The sequence below is a fragment of the Bradyrhizobium sp. PMVTL-01 genome (assembly GCF_051861855.1).
In the GTDB taxonomy this organism is placed as follows: domain Bacteria; phylum Pseudomonadota; class Alphaproteobacteria; order Rhizobiales; family Xanthobacteraceae; genus Bradyrhizobium.
Window position 1 is genome coordinate 4,325,761 of sequence record NZ_CP193982.1, and the last position, 15,415, is coordinate 4,341,175.

Annotated in this window: 21 protein-coding genes; 10 read left to right on the forward strand and 11 right to left on the reverse strand. The window is 64.8% G+C overall.

Features of this window, described 5'->3' with window-relative positions; translation table 11 throughout:
- The first annotated feature begins 7 nt into the window (after nt 1–7).
- The 4 genes from secF to ACRQ5Q_RS20855 are packed head-to-tail and all read left to right on the forward strand — an operon-like array spanning nt 8 to nt 3,621.
- A complete protein-coding gene (secF, locus tag ACRQ5Q_RS20840; RefSeq protein ID WP_439392192.1) occupies nt 8–1,027 on the forward strand; it encodes a protein translocase subunit SecF in 1,020 nt (339 codons plus the stop codon).
- A 60-nt stretch (nt 1,028–1,087) separates the two neighbouring features.
- A complete protein-coding gene (locus ACRQ5Q_RS20845) occupies nt 1,088–1,471 on the forward strand; it encodes an Mth938-like domain-containing protein (RefSeq protein WP_439392193.1) in 384 nt (127 codons plus the stop codon).
- Nucleotides 1,468–2,331 carry a phytoene/squalene synthase family protein gene (locus tag ACRQ5Q_RS20850; RefSeq protein ID WP_439368243.1) on the forward strand — a complete coding sequence of 288 codons (864 nt, stop codon included), beginning with the start codon at nt 1,468–1,470 and terminating at the stop codon, nt 2,329–2,331. Before ACRQ5Q_RS20845 ends, ACRQ5Q_RS20850 begins: the two co-directional genes overlap by 4 nt.
- Nucleotides 2,332–2,376: 45 nt before the next feature.
- Nucleotides 2,377–3,621, forward strand: a complete 1,245-nt coding sequence (locus ACRQ5Q_RS20855; RefSeq protein ID WP_439392194.1) for a threonine ammonia-lyase — start codon at nt 2,377–2,379, stop codon at nt 3,619–3,621.
- Between the two features lie 12 nt (nt 3,622–3,633).
- Here the strand turns inward: ACRQ5Q_RS20855 and ACRQ5Q_RS20860 are convergent, their stop codons facing one another.
- The 5 genes from ACRQ5Q_RS20860 to ACRQ5Q_RS20880 all read right to left on the reverse strand — a co-directional run bounded on the left by ACRQ5Q_RS20860 (nt 3,634) and on the right by ACRQ5Q_RS20880 (nt 8,456).
- The gene (locus ACRQ5Q_RS20860; protein ID WP_439392195.1) at nt 3,634–4,812 is read right to left on the reverse strand and encodes an aminotransferase class V-fold PLP-dependent enzyme; all 1,179 of its coding nucleotides are present in this window, start codon (nt 4,810–4,812) and stop codon (nt 3,634–3,636) included.
- 78 nt (nt 4,813–4,890) lie between these two features.
- The gene (locus ACRQ5Q_RS20865) at nt 4,891–5,454 is read right to left on the reverse strand and encodes a CAP domain-containing protein (protein WP_439368237.1); all 564 of its coding nucleotides are present in this window, start codon (nt 5,452–5,454) and stop codon (nt 4,891–4,893) included.
- A gap of 195 nt (nt 5,455–5,649) precedes the next feature.
- A complete protein-coding gene (locus ACRQ5Q_RS20870) occupies nt 5,650–6,744 on the reverse strand; it encodes an AMP-binding enzyme (RefSeq protein WP_439368236.1) in 1,095 nt (364 codons plus the stop codon).
- A 7-nt stretch (nt 6,745–6,751) separates the two neighbouring features.
- Nucleotides 6,752–8,176, reverse strand: coding sequence for a methylenetetrahydrofolate--tRNA-(uracil(54)-C(5))-methyltransferase (FADH(2)-oxidizing) TrmFO (gene trmFO / locus ACRQ5Q_RS20875; RefSeq protein ID WP_439368235.1), 1,425 nt, complete (start codon nt 8,174–8,176; stop codon nt 6,752–6,754).
- A 127-nt stretch (nt 8,177–8,303) separates the two neighbouring features.
- The gene (locus ACRQ5Q_RS20880; RefSeq protein ID WP_007590701.1) at nt 8,304–8,456 is read right to left on the reverse strand and encodes a DUF1127 domain-containing protein; all 153 of its coding nucleotides are present in this window, start codon (nt 8,454–8,456) and stop codon (nt 8,304–8,306) included.
- A gap of 695 nt (nt 8,457–9,151) precedes the next feature.
- On the opposite strand from ACRQ5Q_RS20880, the gene ACRQ5Q_RS20885 reads away from it, so the two are divergent.
- Complete coding sequence (locus ACRQ5Q_RS20885; protein WP_439368233.1) at nt 9,152–9,415, forward strand: hypothetical protein; 264 nt, start codon at nt 9,152–9,154, stop codon at nt 9,413–9,415.
- A 74-nt stretch (nt 9,416–9,489) separates the two neighbouring features.
- Here the strand turns inward: ACRQ5Q_RS20885 and ACRQ5Q_RS20890 are convergent, their stop codons facing one another.
- Nucleotides 9,490–10,314 (reverse strand): lytic murein transglycosylase, encoded by an 825-nt coding sequence (locus tag ACRQ5Q_RS20890; protein ID WP_439368231.1) that lies wholly within the window; start codon nt 10,312–10,314, stop codon nt 9,490–9,492.
- A 137-nt stretch (nt 10,315–10,451) separates the two neighbouring features.
- A complete protein-coding gene (locus ACRQ5Q_RS20895) occupies nt 10,452–11,360 on the reverse strand; it encodes a DUF2189 domain-containing protein (protein WP_439392196.1) in 909 nt (302 codons plus the stop codon).
- A gap of 334 nt (nt 11,361–11,694) precedes the next feature.
- Here ACRQ5Q_RS20895 and ACRQ5Q_RS20900 point away from each other — a divergent pair, with 334 nt between their 5' ends.
- On the forward strand, nt 11,695–12,096 hold the full coding sequence (locus ACRQ5Q_RS20900) for a DUF3597 domain-containing protein (RefSeq protein WP_439368226.1): 402 nt from the start codon (nt 11,695–11,697) through the stop codon (nt 12,094–12,096).
- A 50-nt stretch (nt 12,097–12,146) separates the two neighbouring features.
- On the opposite strand, the gene ACRQ5Q_RS20905 is transcribed toward ACRQ5Q_RS20900, so the two are convergent.
- A complete protein-coding gene (locus ACRQ5Q_RS20905) occupies nt 12,147–12,422 on the reverse strand; it encodes a GNAT family N-acetyltransferase (RefSeq protein ID WP_439392197.1) in 276 nt (91 codons plus the stop codon).
- 103 nt (nt 12,423–12,525) lie between these two features.
- On the opposite strand from ACRQ5Q_RS20905, the gene ACRQ5Q_RS20910 reads away from it, so the two are divergent.
- The 3 genes from ACRQ5Q_RS20910 to ACRQ5Q_RS20920 all read left to right on the forward strand — a co-directional run bounded on the left by ACRQ5Q_RS20910 (nt 12,526) and on the right by ACRQ5Q_RS20920 (nt 13,496).
- Complete coding sequence (locus ACRQ5Q_RS20910; RefSeq protein WP_439392198.1) at nt 12,526–12,675, forward strand: hypothetical protein; 150 nt, start codon at nt 12,526–12,528, stop codon at nt 12,673–12,675.
- A gap of 39 nt (nt 12,676–12,714) precedes the next feature.
- Nucleotides 12,715–12,900, forward strand: a complete 186-nt coding sequence (locus tag ACRQ5Q_RS20915; protein ID WP_439368221.1) for a hypothetical protein — start codon at nt 12,715–12,717, stop codon at nt 12,898–12,900.
- A gap of 197 nt (nt 12,901–13,097) precedes the next feature.
- Entirely contained in the window at nt 13,098–13,496 is a 399-nt protein-coding gene (locus ACRQ5Q_RS20920; RefSeq protein WP_439368219.1) for an SPW repeat domain-containing protein, read from the forward strand.
- Between the two features lie 45 nt (nt 13,497–13,541).
- On the opposite strand, the gene ACRQ5Q_RS20925 is transcribed toward ACRQ5Q_RS20920, so the two are convergent.
- The 3 genes from ACRQ5Q_RS20925 to ACRQ5Q_RS20935 all read right to left on the reverse strand — a co-directional run bounded on the left by ACRQ5Q_RS20925 (nt 13,542) and on the right by ACRQ5Q_RS20935 (nt 14,788).
- Nucleotides 13,542–13,817, reverse strand: a complete 276-nt coding sequence (locus ACRQ5Q_RS20925; protein ID WP_439368216.1) for a GNAT family N-acetyltransferase — start codon at nt 13,815–13,817, stop codon at nt 13,542–13,544.
- 11 nt (nt 13,818–13,828) lie between these two features.
- Entirely contained in the window at nt 13,829–14,344 is a 516-nt protein-coding gene (locus ACRQ5Q_RS20930; protein WP_439392199.1) for a DUF3828 domain-containing protein, read from the reverse strand.
- Nucleotides 14,345–14,419: 75 nt separating this feature from the next.
- Nucleotides 14,420–14,788 (reverse strand): hypothetical protein, encoded by a 369-nt coding sequence (locus tag ACRQ5Q_RS20935; protein WP_439392200.1) that lies wholly within the window; start codon nt 14,786–14,788, stop codon nt 14,420–14,422.
- Nucleotides 14,789–14,882: 94 nt separating this feature from the next.
- Here ACRQ5Q_RS20935 and ACRQ5Q_RS20940 point away from each other — a divergent pair, with 94 nt between their 5' ends.
- Nucleotides 14,883–15,380: a hypothetical protein gene (locus ACRQ5Q_RS20940; protein ID WP_439392201.1), complete on the forward strand. Its 498-nt coding sequence runs from the start codon at nt 14,883–14,885 to the stop codon at nt 15,378–15,380.
- The last annotated feature ends 35 nt before the right edge of the window (nt 15,381–15,415 follow it).

Consider the following 15,415-nt stretch of genomic DNA (forward strand, 5'->3'; position numbering starts at 1 on the left):
CCTGATCGTGACTCAGACCGTTCTCATCGGGCTCGGCATCCTGATTGCCATCCTCACCGTGGTTGCGGCGCTCGGCCTGTTGCCCTCGCTGCGCATTGTACCGGACAACACGCATTTCGACTTCACGCGCTTCCGCCGCATCAGCTTCCCGATATCGGCCGCGCTGTCGATTCTCGCGATCACGCTGTTCTTCACCCACGGGCTGAACCTCGGTATCGACTTCAAGGGCGGCACGCTGCTGGAGGTGAAGGCGAAGTCCGGCACCGCCGACATCGCGGCGATGCGCACCAAGCTCGACGCCCTGGGTCTCGGCGAAGTCCAGTTGCAGCAGTTCGGCGGCCCCGAGAACGTCCTGATCCGTGTTGCGGAACAGCCGGGTGGCGACGCCGCACAGCAGGCAGCCCTGCAGAAGCTTCGTGGCGCGCTCGGCGACAGCGTCGACATTCAGCGCACCGAGGTGCTCGGTCCCCGCGTAGCCGGTGAGCTCCTGGCCTATGGCATGCTCGGCCTGATGCTCGCGATCGTCGCGATCCTGATCTATCTCTGGTTCCGCTTCGAGTGGCAGTTCGCGCTCGGCGCCATGATCGCCAACGTGCACGACATCGTGCTGACGATCGGCTTCATGTCGATCAGCCAGGTCGATTTCGACTTGACCAGCATCGCCGCGCTGCTGACGATCCTCGGCTATTCGCTCAATGATACCGTCGTCATCTACGACCGCATCCGCGAAATGTTGCGGCGCTACAAGAAGATGCCGATGCCGCAGCTGCTCAACGAGTCCATCAACTCAACGCTGTCGCGCTCGATCATCACCCACGTCACGGTGACGCTGGCCTTGCTCGCGCTGCTGCTGTTCGGCGGCCACGCCATCCACAGCTTCACCGCGGTAATGATGTTCGGCGTGGTGCTGGTCGGTACCTACACCTCGATCTTCATTGCGGCGCCGATCCTGATCTATCTCGGCGTCGGCGAGCATCGCGAGGATGCGCCCGAGACGGCTACGCCGGCGAAGAAAAACAAGGCATGATCCGAACTGCGGGCCCTCGCAGGCGTTTGCGGGGGCAGCAAGCTCATTCGGACGAACCAGATGGCCGGCGATCCCAACGCACCGCATTTCCCGCGCTCGGCGCCGATCGACGCCTATGGCAAGGGCGGCTTCGCCTTTGCCGGCATGTCGCATCGGGGATCGCTGCTGTGCCTGCCCGACGCGATCTGGGCCTGGGACGTGGCGGATCCGACGAAGATCGACCGCTACTCGCTGGATCGGGTGTTCGCGGCGGCCAACAGCATCGACACGCTGCTGGTCGGCACCGGAACCGGCCCCTGGCTGCCGCCGCAGGAGCTGCGCCAGGCGCTCAAGGCGGTGAGGGTGGTGCTGGACACGATGCAGACCGGCCCGGCCGTGCGCACCTACAACATCATGATCGGCGAGCGGCGGCGCGTCGCCGCGGCGCTGATCGCCGTGCCATGAGCAGCCCTGCGCCGCCGTCCGATTCCGCTGCCTTCTGCGCCGATCTCGTGCGCAGCCACGACTTTCCGCACTACGCCGCGACCCTGTTCGCGCCCGCGGCCGAGCGCCGCGCGCTGCTGGCTCTCTATGCCTTCAATGTCGAGATTGTCCGTGTCCGCGACCAGGTGAGCCAGCCCTTGCCCGGCGAGATCCGCCTGCAATGGTGGACCGACATGCTCTCCGGCCACGTCCATGGCAGCGCCGAGGGCAATCCGGTCGCGGCTGAGCTGCTGCGCGCAATCCGCGATTTCGAACTGCCGGTCGAGCCGCTGTCGCTGCTCGCCGACGAGCACCAGTTCGATCTCTACAACGATCCCATGCCGACCATGGCGGCGCTGGAGGGTTATCTGGCCGCGACCTCATCGGCTTTGTTCGGTCTGGCGGCGCAAGTTCTGGGACCGCCGTCGGAGGCGGCCGAGCATCTGGCGAGGCATGCCGGGCTGGCGCAGGGCATCGTGCAAATCATCGCCAATCTGCCGCGCGATGCAGTGCACCGGCAATTGTTCCTGCCGCAGCAGGTGCTGGCGAGCCATGGCTGCAGCATGGAGGACGTGTTCGCCGGCAAGGACACGCCGAGGCTGCGCGCGGTGCTCGACCAGCTCGCGGGCGAGGCGCAGCAGCATGTGACGACGGCCTTGTCGCTGCTGGCGCAGGTGCCGCCGCAGGTGCGGCCGGCATTTCTGCCGCTCAGCCAGGCGCAGGCCGACCTCAAGCGCCTGTCGCAGCCCGGACGCAATCCGTTTGCGCTGCTGTCTTCGTCGCGGCTGCGGACACTGTGGACGCTGTGGCGGGCTTCACGTTCCCGGGAATTTACCAAATAGCGGTTGGCTTATCGCCCGAGCCGGGCAAATGCTCTATGCTGTCCCATGGCTGAGTTGTCCCAAACCACGTCCCCCGAGGTGAGCGGCCTTCCGGTTGCGCCTGGCGACATTCGCGCCGCCGCCGAGACCATCCGGGGCGCCGTCGTCGAGACGCCCTGCAGCTACAGCCGCACGCTCAGCAGCATCTGCGGCTGCGATATCTGGCTCAAATTCGAGAACCTCCAGTTCACCTCTTCGTTCAAGGAGCGTGGCGCGCTCAACCGGCTCACCGCGCTGACGCCGGAGGAGCGCGCGCGGGGCGTGATCGCGATGTCCGCGGGCAATCATGCGCAGGGTGTCGCCTATCACGCCAGGCGGCTCGGCATTCCCGCCACCATCGTGATGCCGATCGGCACGCCCATGGTGAAGGTCGAGAACACCAGGCATCACGGCGCCGAGGTGGTGGTGACAGGCGCGACGCTGGAGGAGGCGGCTGCCTTTGCGCGCAGCCACGGCGAGGCCCGCAGCATGATCTTCGTTCATCCCTACGACGATCCGGTCGTGATCGCGGGGCAGGGCACGGTCGCCCTCGAGATGCTAAAGGCCGTCCCTGAGCTCGACACGCTGGTCGTCCCGATCGGCGGCGGCGGGCTGATCAGCGGCATCGCCATTGCCGCGAAGTCGATCAAGCCGACGCTGCGGATCCAGGGCGTCGAGGCCTGGCTCTATCCGTCCATGTACAATGCCATCCATGACGGCAATCTTCCGGCGCGCGGCGACACGCTCGCCGAAGGCATCGCGGTGAAATCGCCGGGCAAGATCACCACCGAAATCGTCCGCCGCCTCGTGGATGACATCGCGCTCGTCAACGAAGCCGAGCTCGAGCGCGCGGTCGCGGCCCTGATCTCGATCGAGAAGACCGTCGTCGAGGGCGCCGGCGCCGCCGGCCTCGCCGCGCTGATGTCCGATCCGTCCCGCTTCGCCGGCCAGAAGGTCGGCCTCGTCCTGAGCGGCGGCAACATCGACACGAGGCTGATCGCCTCGGTGCTGACGCGCGAGCTCGCGCGCGAGGGGCGCCTCACTCAGCTCTCGCTCGACATTCCCGACAGGCCCGGCCAGTTGGCAGCCGTGGCGGCGCTGCTGGCCGAAGCCGGCGCCAACATCATCGAGGTCTCGCACCAGCGGACCTTCTCCGACCTGCCGGCCAAGGCGACACTGCTGCAACTCGTCATCGAGACCCGCGACAGCGCCCATCTCGAAGAGGTCATGGCGAGGCTCAGCGCATCCGGGCTGAGCGCGCGCTGCACGTGAGTGCGCGCCGCGCTAAGGTGGCGCCAAATCGGCGAGGTGACCGATCAGCCGGTCGATCTCCGCGTCCGTATTGTAGTAATGTGGAGATGCCCGCACGAGCGGCGGCAGCGCGCGAATTTCCGCGTCGATGCGGGTGCTCGCCGGATCCGAAGCGCCGATCGTGATGCCCGCCGCAGCAGCGCTGCGAACAATGGCGTCAGCCTCATGCCCTTCGACCGTGAAGCTGACGATGGCGCCCGGCGTGCGACCGAGGTCGCGAATGGTGATGGCGCGAATGGATACGAGGCCGCTGCGCAGGCGGTCCGCCAGCATGCGGCAGCGCTGCTCGATGGGACCGAGGCCGATGTCGAGCGCATAGTCGACGGCAGCGCCGAGCCCGAGCCGGGCCGCGTAATTGTTCTCCCAGGTCTCGAAACGGCGCGCATCGTCGCGCAGCCGATATTCATCGCGCGCGACCCAGGGCGCCGCGAAATGGTCGATCATCGGGGGCTCGAGCTGCTGCAGCAGGGCACGGCGAACGTAGACAAACCCGGTGCCGCGCGGGCCGCGCAGGAATTTGCGCCCCGTCGCTGACAGCATGTCGCAGCCGATGGCTTCGACGTCGACCGCCATCTGGCCGACCGCCTGGCAGGCGTCGAGCAGATAGGGAATGCCGTGCGCGCGCGCGATTCTGCCGATTGCCGCCGCTGGATTGACCAGCCCACCATTGGTCGGAACCCAGGTGATGGCGATCAGCTTCACGCGTGCGTCGATCATGCGTTCGAGCGCCCGGATATCGAGCTCTCCGCTGGCGTCGCTCGGCACCACGTCGATGATTGCGCCCGTACGTTTGACGACTTGCAGGAACGCGACATAGTTAGCCGCATACTCCGCCTCGGCGGTCAGGATGCGGTCGCCCTTGCGGAACGGAAGCGCGTAGAACGCCATCTGCCAGGCAACCGTCGCATTCTCCACGACAGCGATCTCATCGGGCGCGGCATTTAGAAGACGCGCGACCGAGCCGTAGACTGCATCAAGCCGGCTCGCCTCGCGGTCGGCGGCCGCATAGCCTCCGATCTCGCTCTCCAGATCGATGTGGTCTTTCATCGCCGCGACAACCGGCGCCGGCATCAGCGCCGCGCCTGCGTTGTGGAGATAGGCGAGCCGAGAGGTAGCCGGCGTGTCGGCACGAATTCGGTCAATGTGCATCACCCACGCCTCCGCATCCCGCGATCTTCGTGCATGAATTAGATGCGTCGACGAATCCGGGCAAGATGGCCGGGCCTCGTCTCAGATGCAGAGGCCGAGCAGCTTGACGTGGCAGTTGCTGGATTGGGGCTTGCTGGCGCTGGCGGGTGTAGCCTCGCGTTTGACGGCAACCAGCGGCTCCTTGTCCGTGCTCTTGTTCTTCTTGCCCTTCGGCTCGTAATCACCGGCGATCACCATCGCCCAATAAGTGCGCTTGCCGCTGGCATTCCTGGCGCTCGCGATGCCGACGCGGGAGGCGTTGTGCAGCAACAGGTTCTTGCGATGGCCGGAGGAGTCGATCCACTGTCCCAGCGTCTTCTCGAAATTGTCGTAGCCATAGGCGATGTTCTCGGCGGCCCGGCCTGCGCCGGCCGGGGCGACCCGCCGGTTGAACGGGCCGAGTGCGTCGTGGCTGAGATCGTCCTTCGCCGCCATCGCGCGGGCCTGGTCCATGGCGATGCGGTCGAGGGTGGCATCGCGGACGACGCGGACCTCACCGTGCTTTAGGCGGAAGCTCGAGATCAGCTCGGCCGGCGAGTCGGCCATCGCGGGCGCCGCCCACAGCAGCAGAAGGCTGGCAGTCAGAGCGCCAACCATACCATGCATCGTCGTCCCCCCAGTTCCCATGACCCCGCCAACCCCGTATCGTTCGACCGCTTCTCTATCGGCATTGTGGACGCTTCAAGGCACGAGCCGCCGCGCGAAAGCGCGATGGGATTGGGATCAATCGTCATCGCGCTTTAGGCTGTTGTTTGGACATGATCTTTCCGGAAAACCGTTTCGCAATTTTCCGGATCCGCTTTAGCCGGCCGGCAGGTCCGCCTCGAAATTGAAGCGGTCGCGCAGGTTCTTGCGCCGTTCCAGAATGTCCTTGAGGAAGGCGCGGTCCTGGTCGTTCTTCATCATCGGCTCGATCAGGTCGAGCTGGTTCTGGGCGACAAGTTGCAGGATCTCCGTGCGCGGCTTGCCGCTGGTATCGCGCGGCAGGGCATGCACGACCTGGATGTGCTCCGGCGGTTTCGGACCCTTGGCCGCCGAAAGCTCGCTCCGGAGCTGGTCTTCGAGCGTGGCCTGATCCGCCTCGACGAAGGCATAGAGGCCGACGCCGGAGCGGCGATCGGCAAAGGCGACGATGGCGGTGTCGCGCACGGCCGGGTTCTTGCGGATCAGCTGGGCCAGCACCGGCGCGTCGTTGACGAGGCGGCGGCCGCCGCCCTCGCGGTCGGTGAAATTGAACAGGCCGCGCGTAATGGCGCGATAGACCTTCTTGCCAGTGACAAGCCACAGGCTCGCAGCGAACGACTTCTTTGCCAGGATTTTTCGCTCGCGCGGTGTCAGCGCTTCGGGCGCATAGGAGCGCTTGTGCTTGAGCAGGTGACGGAGGTCTTCATAGGCAAGGACGCGATAGAGTCGGCCGCGCCGCGCAAAGCACGCAGCGAGCTGGAAGTCCGTCACATAGGCGCGGCCGTCGCGGCCGACCAGCCAATTCTGCTCCTTCGCGAGATCGTTGTGGCAGATGCCTGCACGGCGCAGCCGCCGCAGCGCCGCCTTGGCCGAGCGAAAATAGGCGACATCGCCATGGGGCTTTGCCAGATGCAACGCGACGCCGTCGACGAAGCCGCGGACCAAGGCGCGGCGTCCGGCCCAGAGCAGCTCGGGACCGACATCGAGGCCCTTGGCGAGCGCGAGCGCACGCTTCTCGCGCGCGAACAGATGACGGGCCAGCAGGAACGACCACCACGGCACCTCGTCCAGCCGTCGCAGCACCGCGTCGACCTCGCCGGTCTCGGCACGGAAGCGGCCGCGCTCGACGGTCGAGAACACGTCGCGCTTGAGCAGCACGCCCTCGGTCCAGCGCGCCGAGAGCTCCGCGGCGTCATCTTTGGGGAGGCTCATCGAAAACTCACGCAGCGGCGGCGATGCGCAGGTGATCGGCGATCCAGCGATCGAGATCGGCGAGCGCCCGTGCACTCATCGCCTGCTTCTTGGCCACCGTCTTCTCGTTGCCGCGCAGCCGCGTGCCGTCGGGCTTCTTGGTCGGCACGCTCGCGAGCGGCGGGAAAAGGCCGAAATTGATGTTCATCGGCTGGAACGAGCGCGTGCCCGGCTCGATCGTCTCAATATGGCCGCCGGTGATGTGGCCGAGCAGCGATCCAAGCGCGGTCGTGCCTGGCGGGCTGACCAGCGCCTCGCCGCGCGCATCCGCTGCCGCATAGAGCCCGGCGATCAGGCCGACGCTGGCGGATTCCACATAGCCCTCGCAGCCCGTCATCTGGCCGGCGAAGCGCAGCCGCTTCTGTGCGCGCAGGCGCAACTGGCCGTCGAGCAGCTTTGGCGAGTTCAGGAAGGTGTTGCGATGCAGGCCGCCGAGGCGGGCGAACTCGGCCTTCTCCAGCCCGGGAATGGTGCGGAAGATGCGCTGCTGCTCACCATATTTCAGCTTCGTCTGGAAGCCGACGATGTTGTAGAGCGTGCCGAGCTTGTTGTCCTGGCGCAGCTGCACGATGGCGTAAGCCTTCGTGGCGGGATCGTGCGGATTGGTGAGGCCGACCGGCTTCATCGGGCCGTGGCGCAGCGTCTCGGGCCCGCGCTCCGCCATCACCTCGATCGGCAGGCAGCCGTCGAAATAGGGCGTGTTGGTCTCCCATTCCTTGAACGCGGTCTTCTCGCCGGCGATCAGCGCGGCGACGAAGCCGTCGTACTGCTCCTTGGTCATCGGGCAGTTGATGTAGTCGGCGCCGTTGCCGCCGGGGCCGACCTTGTCGTAGCGCGACTGGAACCAGGCCACCGACATGTCGATGGATTCGCGATGCACGATCGGCGCGATCGCATCGAAGAAGGCGAGGGCGTTCTCGTCGGTTAGCTCGCGGATGGCGTCGGCCAGTGGGGCGGAAGTGAGTGGGCCGGTCGCAACGATGACGTTGCTCCAGTCGGCCGGCGGCAGGCCTGCGATCTCGCCGCGGGTGATCTCGATCAAGGGATGGTCGTTCAGCGCCTTGGTGACGGCCGCGGAGAAGCCGTCGCGGTCGACCGCAAGGGCGCCGCCGGCGGGCACCTGGTTGGCATCGGCCGCGCGCATGACCAGCGAGTCGAGGCGGCGCATCTCCGCATGCAGCAGGCCGACGGCATTGTTGGCAGCGTCGTCCGAGCGGAACGAATTGGAGCAGACGAGCTCGGCAAGCCCGTCGGTGCGGTGCGCCTCGGTCATGCGGTCCGGCCGCATCTCATGCAGCACCACGGGCACGCCGGCTTTGGCGACCTGCCAGGCGGCTTCGGAGCCGGCAAGGCCTGCCCCGATCACGTGCACACTATTGGAATGTCCTGTCATGGGGCGGACAGGTAGCGCTTTTCGGCGACAAGTGGAATCGCCGAGATCGAGTTTTCTGCCTCCGGAAACGACAACGCCCGCACGAGGCGGGCGCTATCGGTCCGTTCCGGCAAGGGGCTGAACGGTATCAGCCCTGATACTGACCGGCGGCAACGCGCGGGATATCCGACCGATCAAGACCGATGTCGGCCAGTTCGCGATCGCTGAGCTGGGACAGCTCGGCAACATTGCGCTGATAATCCCGGAAAGCCTGGATCATGCGGATGAGCGAGAGCAGCATTGTAGTCTCCTGTAGTTCGATTCAGCCTTTGCCTTAGGCGTCATCGTTGAAATGAATATAAGTGAGAGTGATGCAGTGCGAAAGTTCCGATGTTGCGATGCAGCTAAGCGGAGAACGCATAGCATTGGTAAGACGCGATTAACCTCTGGGCAGTCCTGCTCAAGCGCTCGGCGGAAGTAACCGCGTTCGGCAACAAAATATCGTGAATACAATAGGTTATGGCTGATCGCGTGGTTTAGGCGAAGATTGAAATATGTTGCGATCCCGTGATCTGCAACATGACACATTAGCTTCTAAGCCCAAGCCTCACATGCGTGAAGCGCATGAATCGCGAGACGTAAGAATGAATTAAAGGTACAAAAGTTGAGTTGGGTTTCGTCGCGATTCGTCGGTGCCGCCCGGCAGGATCGCCGCCGTGGCTTTCAACGAGTCCGGGAATTTTTTCCGCCATTAGGCTCTGAGGCTGACCACCGCCTCGCTGATGCGGTGCACACACGCGAAGCGTGCCGGCCGTGATTACCAAGTTGTAATGAAAATCAGAAGTTCCGCATGCGGCTCTGCGCGGCGCGCAACATCACGCACTTCTCGCGGGGAATTTATTGCGGCAAGTTGCCGCAACCGGACGAAAGTCATGTCGCAGATTTCCGGCAATGTCGCCGGGTCTGTCCCAAGAACAAGAGAAGGAAAGTAACATCATGACGAAGTTACTCGGGGTTATCGCAGTTGCCGCCGTCGCTTTAGCCGTCGCGCCGGCCCAGGCGGCCAAGCACGCCATGGGAGGTTGCAGCGGGGCCAATCTGGAGAAGACGGAGACCGCGATCGAGAACATGGCCGACGGCGAGAGCAAGTTCGTCGCGCAGAAGGAGATCGCGGCGGCGCAGGACGCGCTGCTCAACGGCAAAATGGGTGCGTGCGGCGCGCATCTGAACAAGGCGATGCAAGCTACCATGGGCAAGTAAAGGGTAGGCAAAAACGCACCCAAGCGAGGGCCGGTCGCCTTGCGATCGGCCCATGCGTTTTGCCGCCTGCGATTTTAAGGAGCGCGTGCGAGCTGGGTGGCGAAATAGGCGACGGTCTTGGAATAGACCTCGCTCTTGTTCCACTGCTGCAGCACCGCGAAGTTCGGGCTGCCTGGCTGCCAATCCTTACCCCTCTGCCAGCCATAGCCGGCGAGATAATTGGCGGTGGAGGCGAGCACGTCGGGCGCGTTGTGCAGCAGGTCGCGCTTGCCGTTGCCGTCGAAGTCGACGGCATATTTCATCCAGGACGACGGCATGAACTGGGTCTGGCCGAGCTCGCCGGCCCATGCGCCCTTCATGTCGGCGGGCGCGAGGTCGCCGCGCTGGACGATGCGCAGCGCATCCAGCAGCTCGGCGCGGAATTGCTCGGAGCGACGGCAGTCGTAAGCCAGCGTCGCCAGCGAGCGGATGGTAGCGAACTTGCCGGTGTTGACGCCGAAATCGGTCTCCAGACCCCAGATCGCGACCAGCACCTCGCCCGGGACGCCATAGGTCTGCTCGATGCGCGAGAGCACCGAGCCGTATTGCTTCATCATGTTGGAGCCGCGCGTCATGCGCGGCGGCACCATGCGGCCGGAAAACTCTTCAAAGGTCTGGGTGAAGACCTTTTGCGACTTGTCACGGTTCAGCACGCCCTGATCGAGCGTCACGCCGGCTAGCCCGGCGTTAATAGCCTGCTGCGAGATTCCCTTGGCCGCGGCATCGGCTTTGAAATCCGCAAGCCAAGCCTCGAAATTGCCCGAGCCGCAGGCAACAACGGAAAGTGCTGGCTGGGCGGACAGGATTGACGCGGAGAGGGCGAGGGCTGCGAGAGCGAGACGAGAAATCGTCGGGGTCATCAGATGAAATGGATTCCGTGAAGTGATCTGACCGTCGGAGCCAATTTTGATTGTAACCGCGGCCAAAGCAAGGCGCATGACAGGCCGATCCTGCGCGGAGCTGAGCAGGATCGGCAGGATGGGATGTCACGAGATCGTTAAGCGTCCGTTCGATTCCGCCACGGGAAGAGGTTGGCGGGGAAGTCGGCGGCCGGTTTGCGCGGACGATGCGGCGGAGGCGGTACGGGCCGCGCGCCGGGATCGGATACGATCACCTTACGGTAGAGATGCCACGTGGCGTGGCCGAGCAGGGGGATGACGACGGCGAGGCCGAGGAACGCCGGGATCGTGCCGAGCGCAAGCAGCACGGCGACGATCAGGCCCCAGGCTGCCATCGGCACCGGGTTCCTGGCGACGACGCGCAGCGAGGTCACCATGGCCTCGAAGGCGCCGGCATGGCGGTCGAGCATGAGCGGGAACGACACGGCGCTGAGGCAGAGCGCGGCGATGGCGAAGAGAAATCCGGTGCCGCAGCCAACCACGATCAGCCACCAGCCTTGTTGGGTCGTCAGCACGCGCGTCAGGAAATCCGAGATGCCGGTGACGCCCTCATAGCCGAACGCTGCGACATAGATCGCCTGCGCGGTCGCAACCCAGGTCACGAACAGCGCGAGCAGCAGCGTGCCGAGGCCGAGCATCGCGCCGAACGAAGGCGAGCGCAGCACCTCCATGGCATCCCAGGCGCTGGCCTCCTCATTTCGCTCGCGTCGGCTGGAGAGTTCGTAGAGGCCGAGGGCTGCAAACGGGCCGATCAGGGCAAAGCCGGCGGCCAGCGGAAACAGCAGCGGCAGGACGGAATAGCCCATCACCACGCGGGCGAGCACGAGGCCCAGCACCGGATAGATCACGCACAGGATGATGGCGTGGCTCGGAACCGCCTTGAAATCCTCCCAGCCGCGCCGGAGCGCCTCGTGCAGATCGGACAGGTGAATGGTTCGAATGACTGGTCCAGCCGCATCAGTGGGCTGGGCCATCGTGGGGACATTGCCCTGATAAAGTGTCGCCATGGTCGCTAGCTCCCTTGCCGGGCAGCCGCACTCGGCGCCGGCAAACGGCGCAAGCGGCCGCTCTTCTCTGAGTTTCGCGATTCCAACCAGACGCGAATTCCGGACGGGATCGCGAGTTGAACTGGAAGGCTACTCTCAATTCCGAGTCCTGTCCCGCACGCTTGGGTGAAATTTGATGCCGCAATGCAACCTGGCCGGTGTCATTCGGCCGTCATTTCGCCGCAGATAAGCTCATGCTGGTTGTCCGTTCGCAGAACTTCGCGGGCGCAACGCAGTAACTTCGTCTATAAGTGCCACTCAAGGCCTTCCAACGGATCCTTTTCGGGGAGCAGACATGAGCATTTTCGGGAAAATCATGGGCGCGATCTTCGGCAGCCACTCGGCTTCCGCCGCCCCCGCAGGCGGCGCACCGTCAGCTAGCGCGCCCGCCAGCGCCGCCCCGGCCGGATCAGCGCCTGCCGCCGCGCCCACCGCTACGGTGGATGTTGCGGCAATCGTCGACGCTGCGGTCGCCGCGCACAAGGGCGAGAAGCTGGAATGGCGCACCTCGATCGTCGACCTCATGAAGGCGCTGGACATCGATTCCAGCCTGGCCGCGCGCAAGGACCTCGCCAAGGAGCTCGGCTATAGCGGCGACATGAACGACTCGGCCAGTATGAACGTGTGGCTGCACAAGCAAGTGATGTCCAAGCTCGCCGCCAATGGCGGCAAGCTGCCGCCCGAGATCAAGCACTGACCGATTCTCGGTCGTCGAAGGGCCCGCGATCCGCGCGGGCCCTTTTGCGTTCAGGCGACGAGGTCCGCATCCTCCGGATGCTTGTCCAGATAGTCGACGACGAAGCCGCAGCCGGCGATCACCTTCCTGCCGTCGCGGCGGATCAGATCCAGCGCACCCTTGACCAGCTCGGAGGCGATGCCGCGGCCGCGCAGTGCGCGCGGCGTCTCGGTATGGGTGATGATCACCGCCGACGGCGTCAGCCGGTAATTGGCGAAGGCGATCTCGCTGCCGAGATCGAGCTCGAAGCGGCTCTTGTCCTTGTTGTCGCGTACCACTGCCGCCATGCGAAATCCTTCCCAACCGATGTCGGCCTCTGATCTAGGCGCCTGAACCGGCCCTTGCCAAGATGCGACCAAGGGAGGTTGCCGCAGGGGAGATATCCGGAAAATGCGTGCCCCGCTCAGCGTCAGGGCCTTGCCCGCAGCGCTCGCTTCGACGGTCCCGGTGCTGGCTGCGGTCGAAGGCAGTCCGGCTTGGAAGGCGTGCGTCGGGCGGACCAGCACGCCGGACCAGCGGATCGTGCTCGAGCGTCATTGACGCCGGGAGCGAGACCGGCCGCAGGCTCGCGGGCGCTTATTGCAATCGCGGCCATGGCTTCACGAGAAGCGCGAGTTCGATGCGGCGCTGTCCGATCTCGACGCTGCGGTCAGGCTCGCACCGGACTATGCCTGCGCCTACGACAACCGCGGCGTCTACAGCTTCAGGCGCGATTACGATCGGGCCATCGCCGATTACGACCAGGCCATCGTGCTAGCGCTCTAGCTGCGGTGCGATATGAGCTGATGACGGGCGAATATCGCGCGGTCATCGAAAAATCCTTGCTCCCGCTCTTGCGCGGGGACCGGCGGTTCCCACGTGTTTCCCAGGACATACGTCCGAATGCGGCAGGCAGGGTCGCCAGACATTCGGAAGTCGTGATCGCCAGCCGCCGACGTGTGCCTCTGTCAGAGGAGGGTACGATGTCGGACTTTGGTTTTTTGAATACTCATCGCACATGGGAAGACTGGTCCGGAATGCTGCTGGGTGCATTGATTGTCGTCTCGCCGTGGTTTCCCATCCAGGATCAGCCCGCAATCGTCGGAGACTCGATGATCATCCTGAATGCGGTCGCAGTTGGCCTGATCGTGTTTGGCATCAGCCAGCTCGAATACGTGGCGCTGCAACGCTGGCAGGAAGTGGCGACGATCCTGGTCGGGTTGTGGCTCATCGCCTCGCCCTATACCCTCGGTTATTCCGGTGAAGGGTTCCTGCGCATCTATCACACGAGCCTCGGCGCGGCGGTGGTGCTTCTCGGCGTGCTGCTACTGTGGCAGGACTGGGATCTGAATGACCAGGACATGCTCAAGCACGGGCAATAGACCACAGATGTCGGCGGACCGGCCCGGCTACGGCCGGGCCTGCGCTCATCGCTTCACCAGATCCTGATACTCGGGGTGCTTGTCGATCCACGCCTTCACGAACGGGCATTGCGGGATCAGCTTCAGTCCGGCGGCGCGGACCTGGTCGAGCGCGCCTTGCACCAGCTTTGAGCCGACGCCCTTGCCGCCGAGCTCCTTCGGCACCTCGGTATGCTCGAAGGTAATGACATGGCCGTCGAGCCTGTAATGCTCGGTCGCGAGGTGGCCCTCCACCTCGAGCTCGAAGCGGTGGTCGGCTTTGTTGTCGATGACATCGCTCATGTTGTCTCCGGTCAGCTCTTGAGCGAGTCCGTCAACATCTTGCGGGTCGACCAGGCTTCGCCGTCGGAGGCGCCCCTGATGTCGTCGATCCGCCAGCTACCCGCCTCGCGCACGAAGTCGTAACGCACGATCAGGTCGGCAGGTTTCCGGTCGTTGCGATGACCGGTGATGGTCACCGCGACGGTCGCCTTGTCCGCCTCCATCTTCTCGGACTCCAGCTTGAACGACTTCACGTCCGGTTCCTGCGAATTGGTGACCGGATCGAAATCGATCGGCCCGACGTCGCCCTTCGGCGTATGCGCATCGGCCTTGGCCCACAGCCCGACCAGGCCCTTGGAGAGATATTTGGCCTTGGCCGCCTTGTTCTCGATGATGAAGGCGCCGCCGCCATCGCCCTTGCCCTTTGCAGCACGGGTGTAGATCGCAGTCAGAATGGCGAGCGGATCGCTTGCGGCGGGGGGCTCGGCGAATGCCGGGGCGATGCCGGCGAGCAGAGCGGCGGCGACGAAGGAGCGACGGCTGAGCATGAGATGTCCGTGAGATGATGGCGCACGGCGGTGGGCCGGGCGCATCTCTGTAGACCGTGGCGTAGGCAGTTCGGTTCAATCGCTTGCTTTGGCGAGCCTGGAATCTTCTGCCTGTGGCTGCGGGTGGAGGCAGCCGCGGCAGATGACGAGGGAGCGATTGATCCTGGCGTCCTGCTCGGCCTCGATACCGTCCTGCGCCTGCCACCATTCGTTCGAATAGGGCTGAAGGCCGGCTTGCGAGCCGTTACGCTCCGACGCAAGCGCGGCACGTGTCGTACGCGATGCTGCGGAGGCAGCGCGTGACCGATTGGGATCCTCGCCGGCGCCATCCCAGGCATAGCGTGCAGGCTTGAAGGCTGGATCGGGGGCCAGATGCGCTTGCGGGGCGACGGCACATCCGGCGAGCGCCAGCGACAAGACGAGGAGGGCGGACGCTTTGACCATGATGCGGCACTCTGTACGCGAGAACTGAGCGAGGTTGCGCCGATCATGTTTAATATTCCTTGAACGATCGCAGTCCGGCGCACGACCAACGCAGATGAGATGCGTGATCCTCTTGCTTGCGCTGTTTTCGACCACTGCGCGCGCCGGCGACGCAAAACCGCTCGATCCGGCCGACTATCCGCCCGGCGTTCAGGAGGCGCTGCGTTATGCCAATGAGGAATGCGACAGCCAAGGCGGCGGCGCGGTGAGCTTTGCGCCGGATACGGTGCGCAAGGTCGACCTGACCGGCGACGGCCGCGACGATTACATCGTCGATTTCCGCGACACCAAATGCGGCGAACGCACGACCACCTATTGCGGAACCGGCGGCTGCGTCCTGAACATCCTGGTCGCGCTGCCGGATGGCAGCGTGCGTCCGGTGTTCGACGGCTATGTCCGCAGCTACGAGATTTTGGCGCCGCCCATGAAGCGCGGCGCCGCGCGCGTTGTCCGATTTGATCTGCATGGGAGCTATTGCGGCGGTTTTGGTGCGCAGGCCTGTTCCAAGGAGAAGGCGATCACGGCAAGCCCATTCGCGTTCAGGCAACCATAGGACAGGTGTGCGGCGGGCGGTCTTGCAGGGGCCCC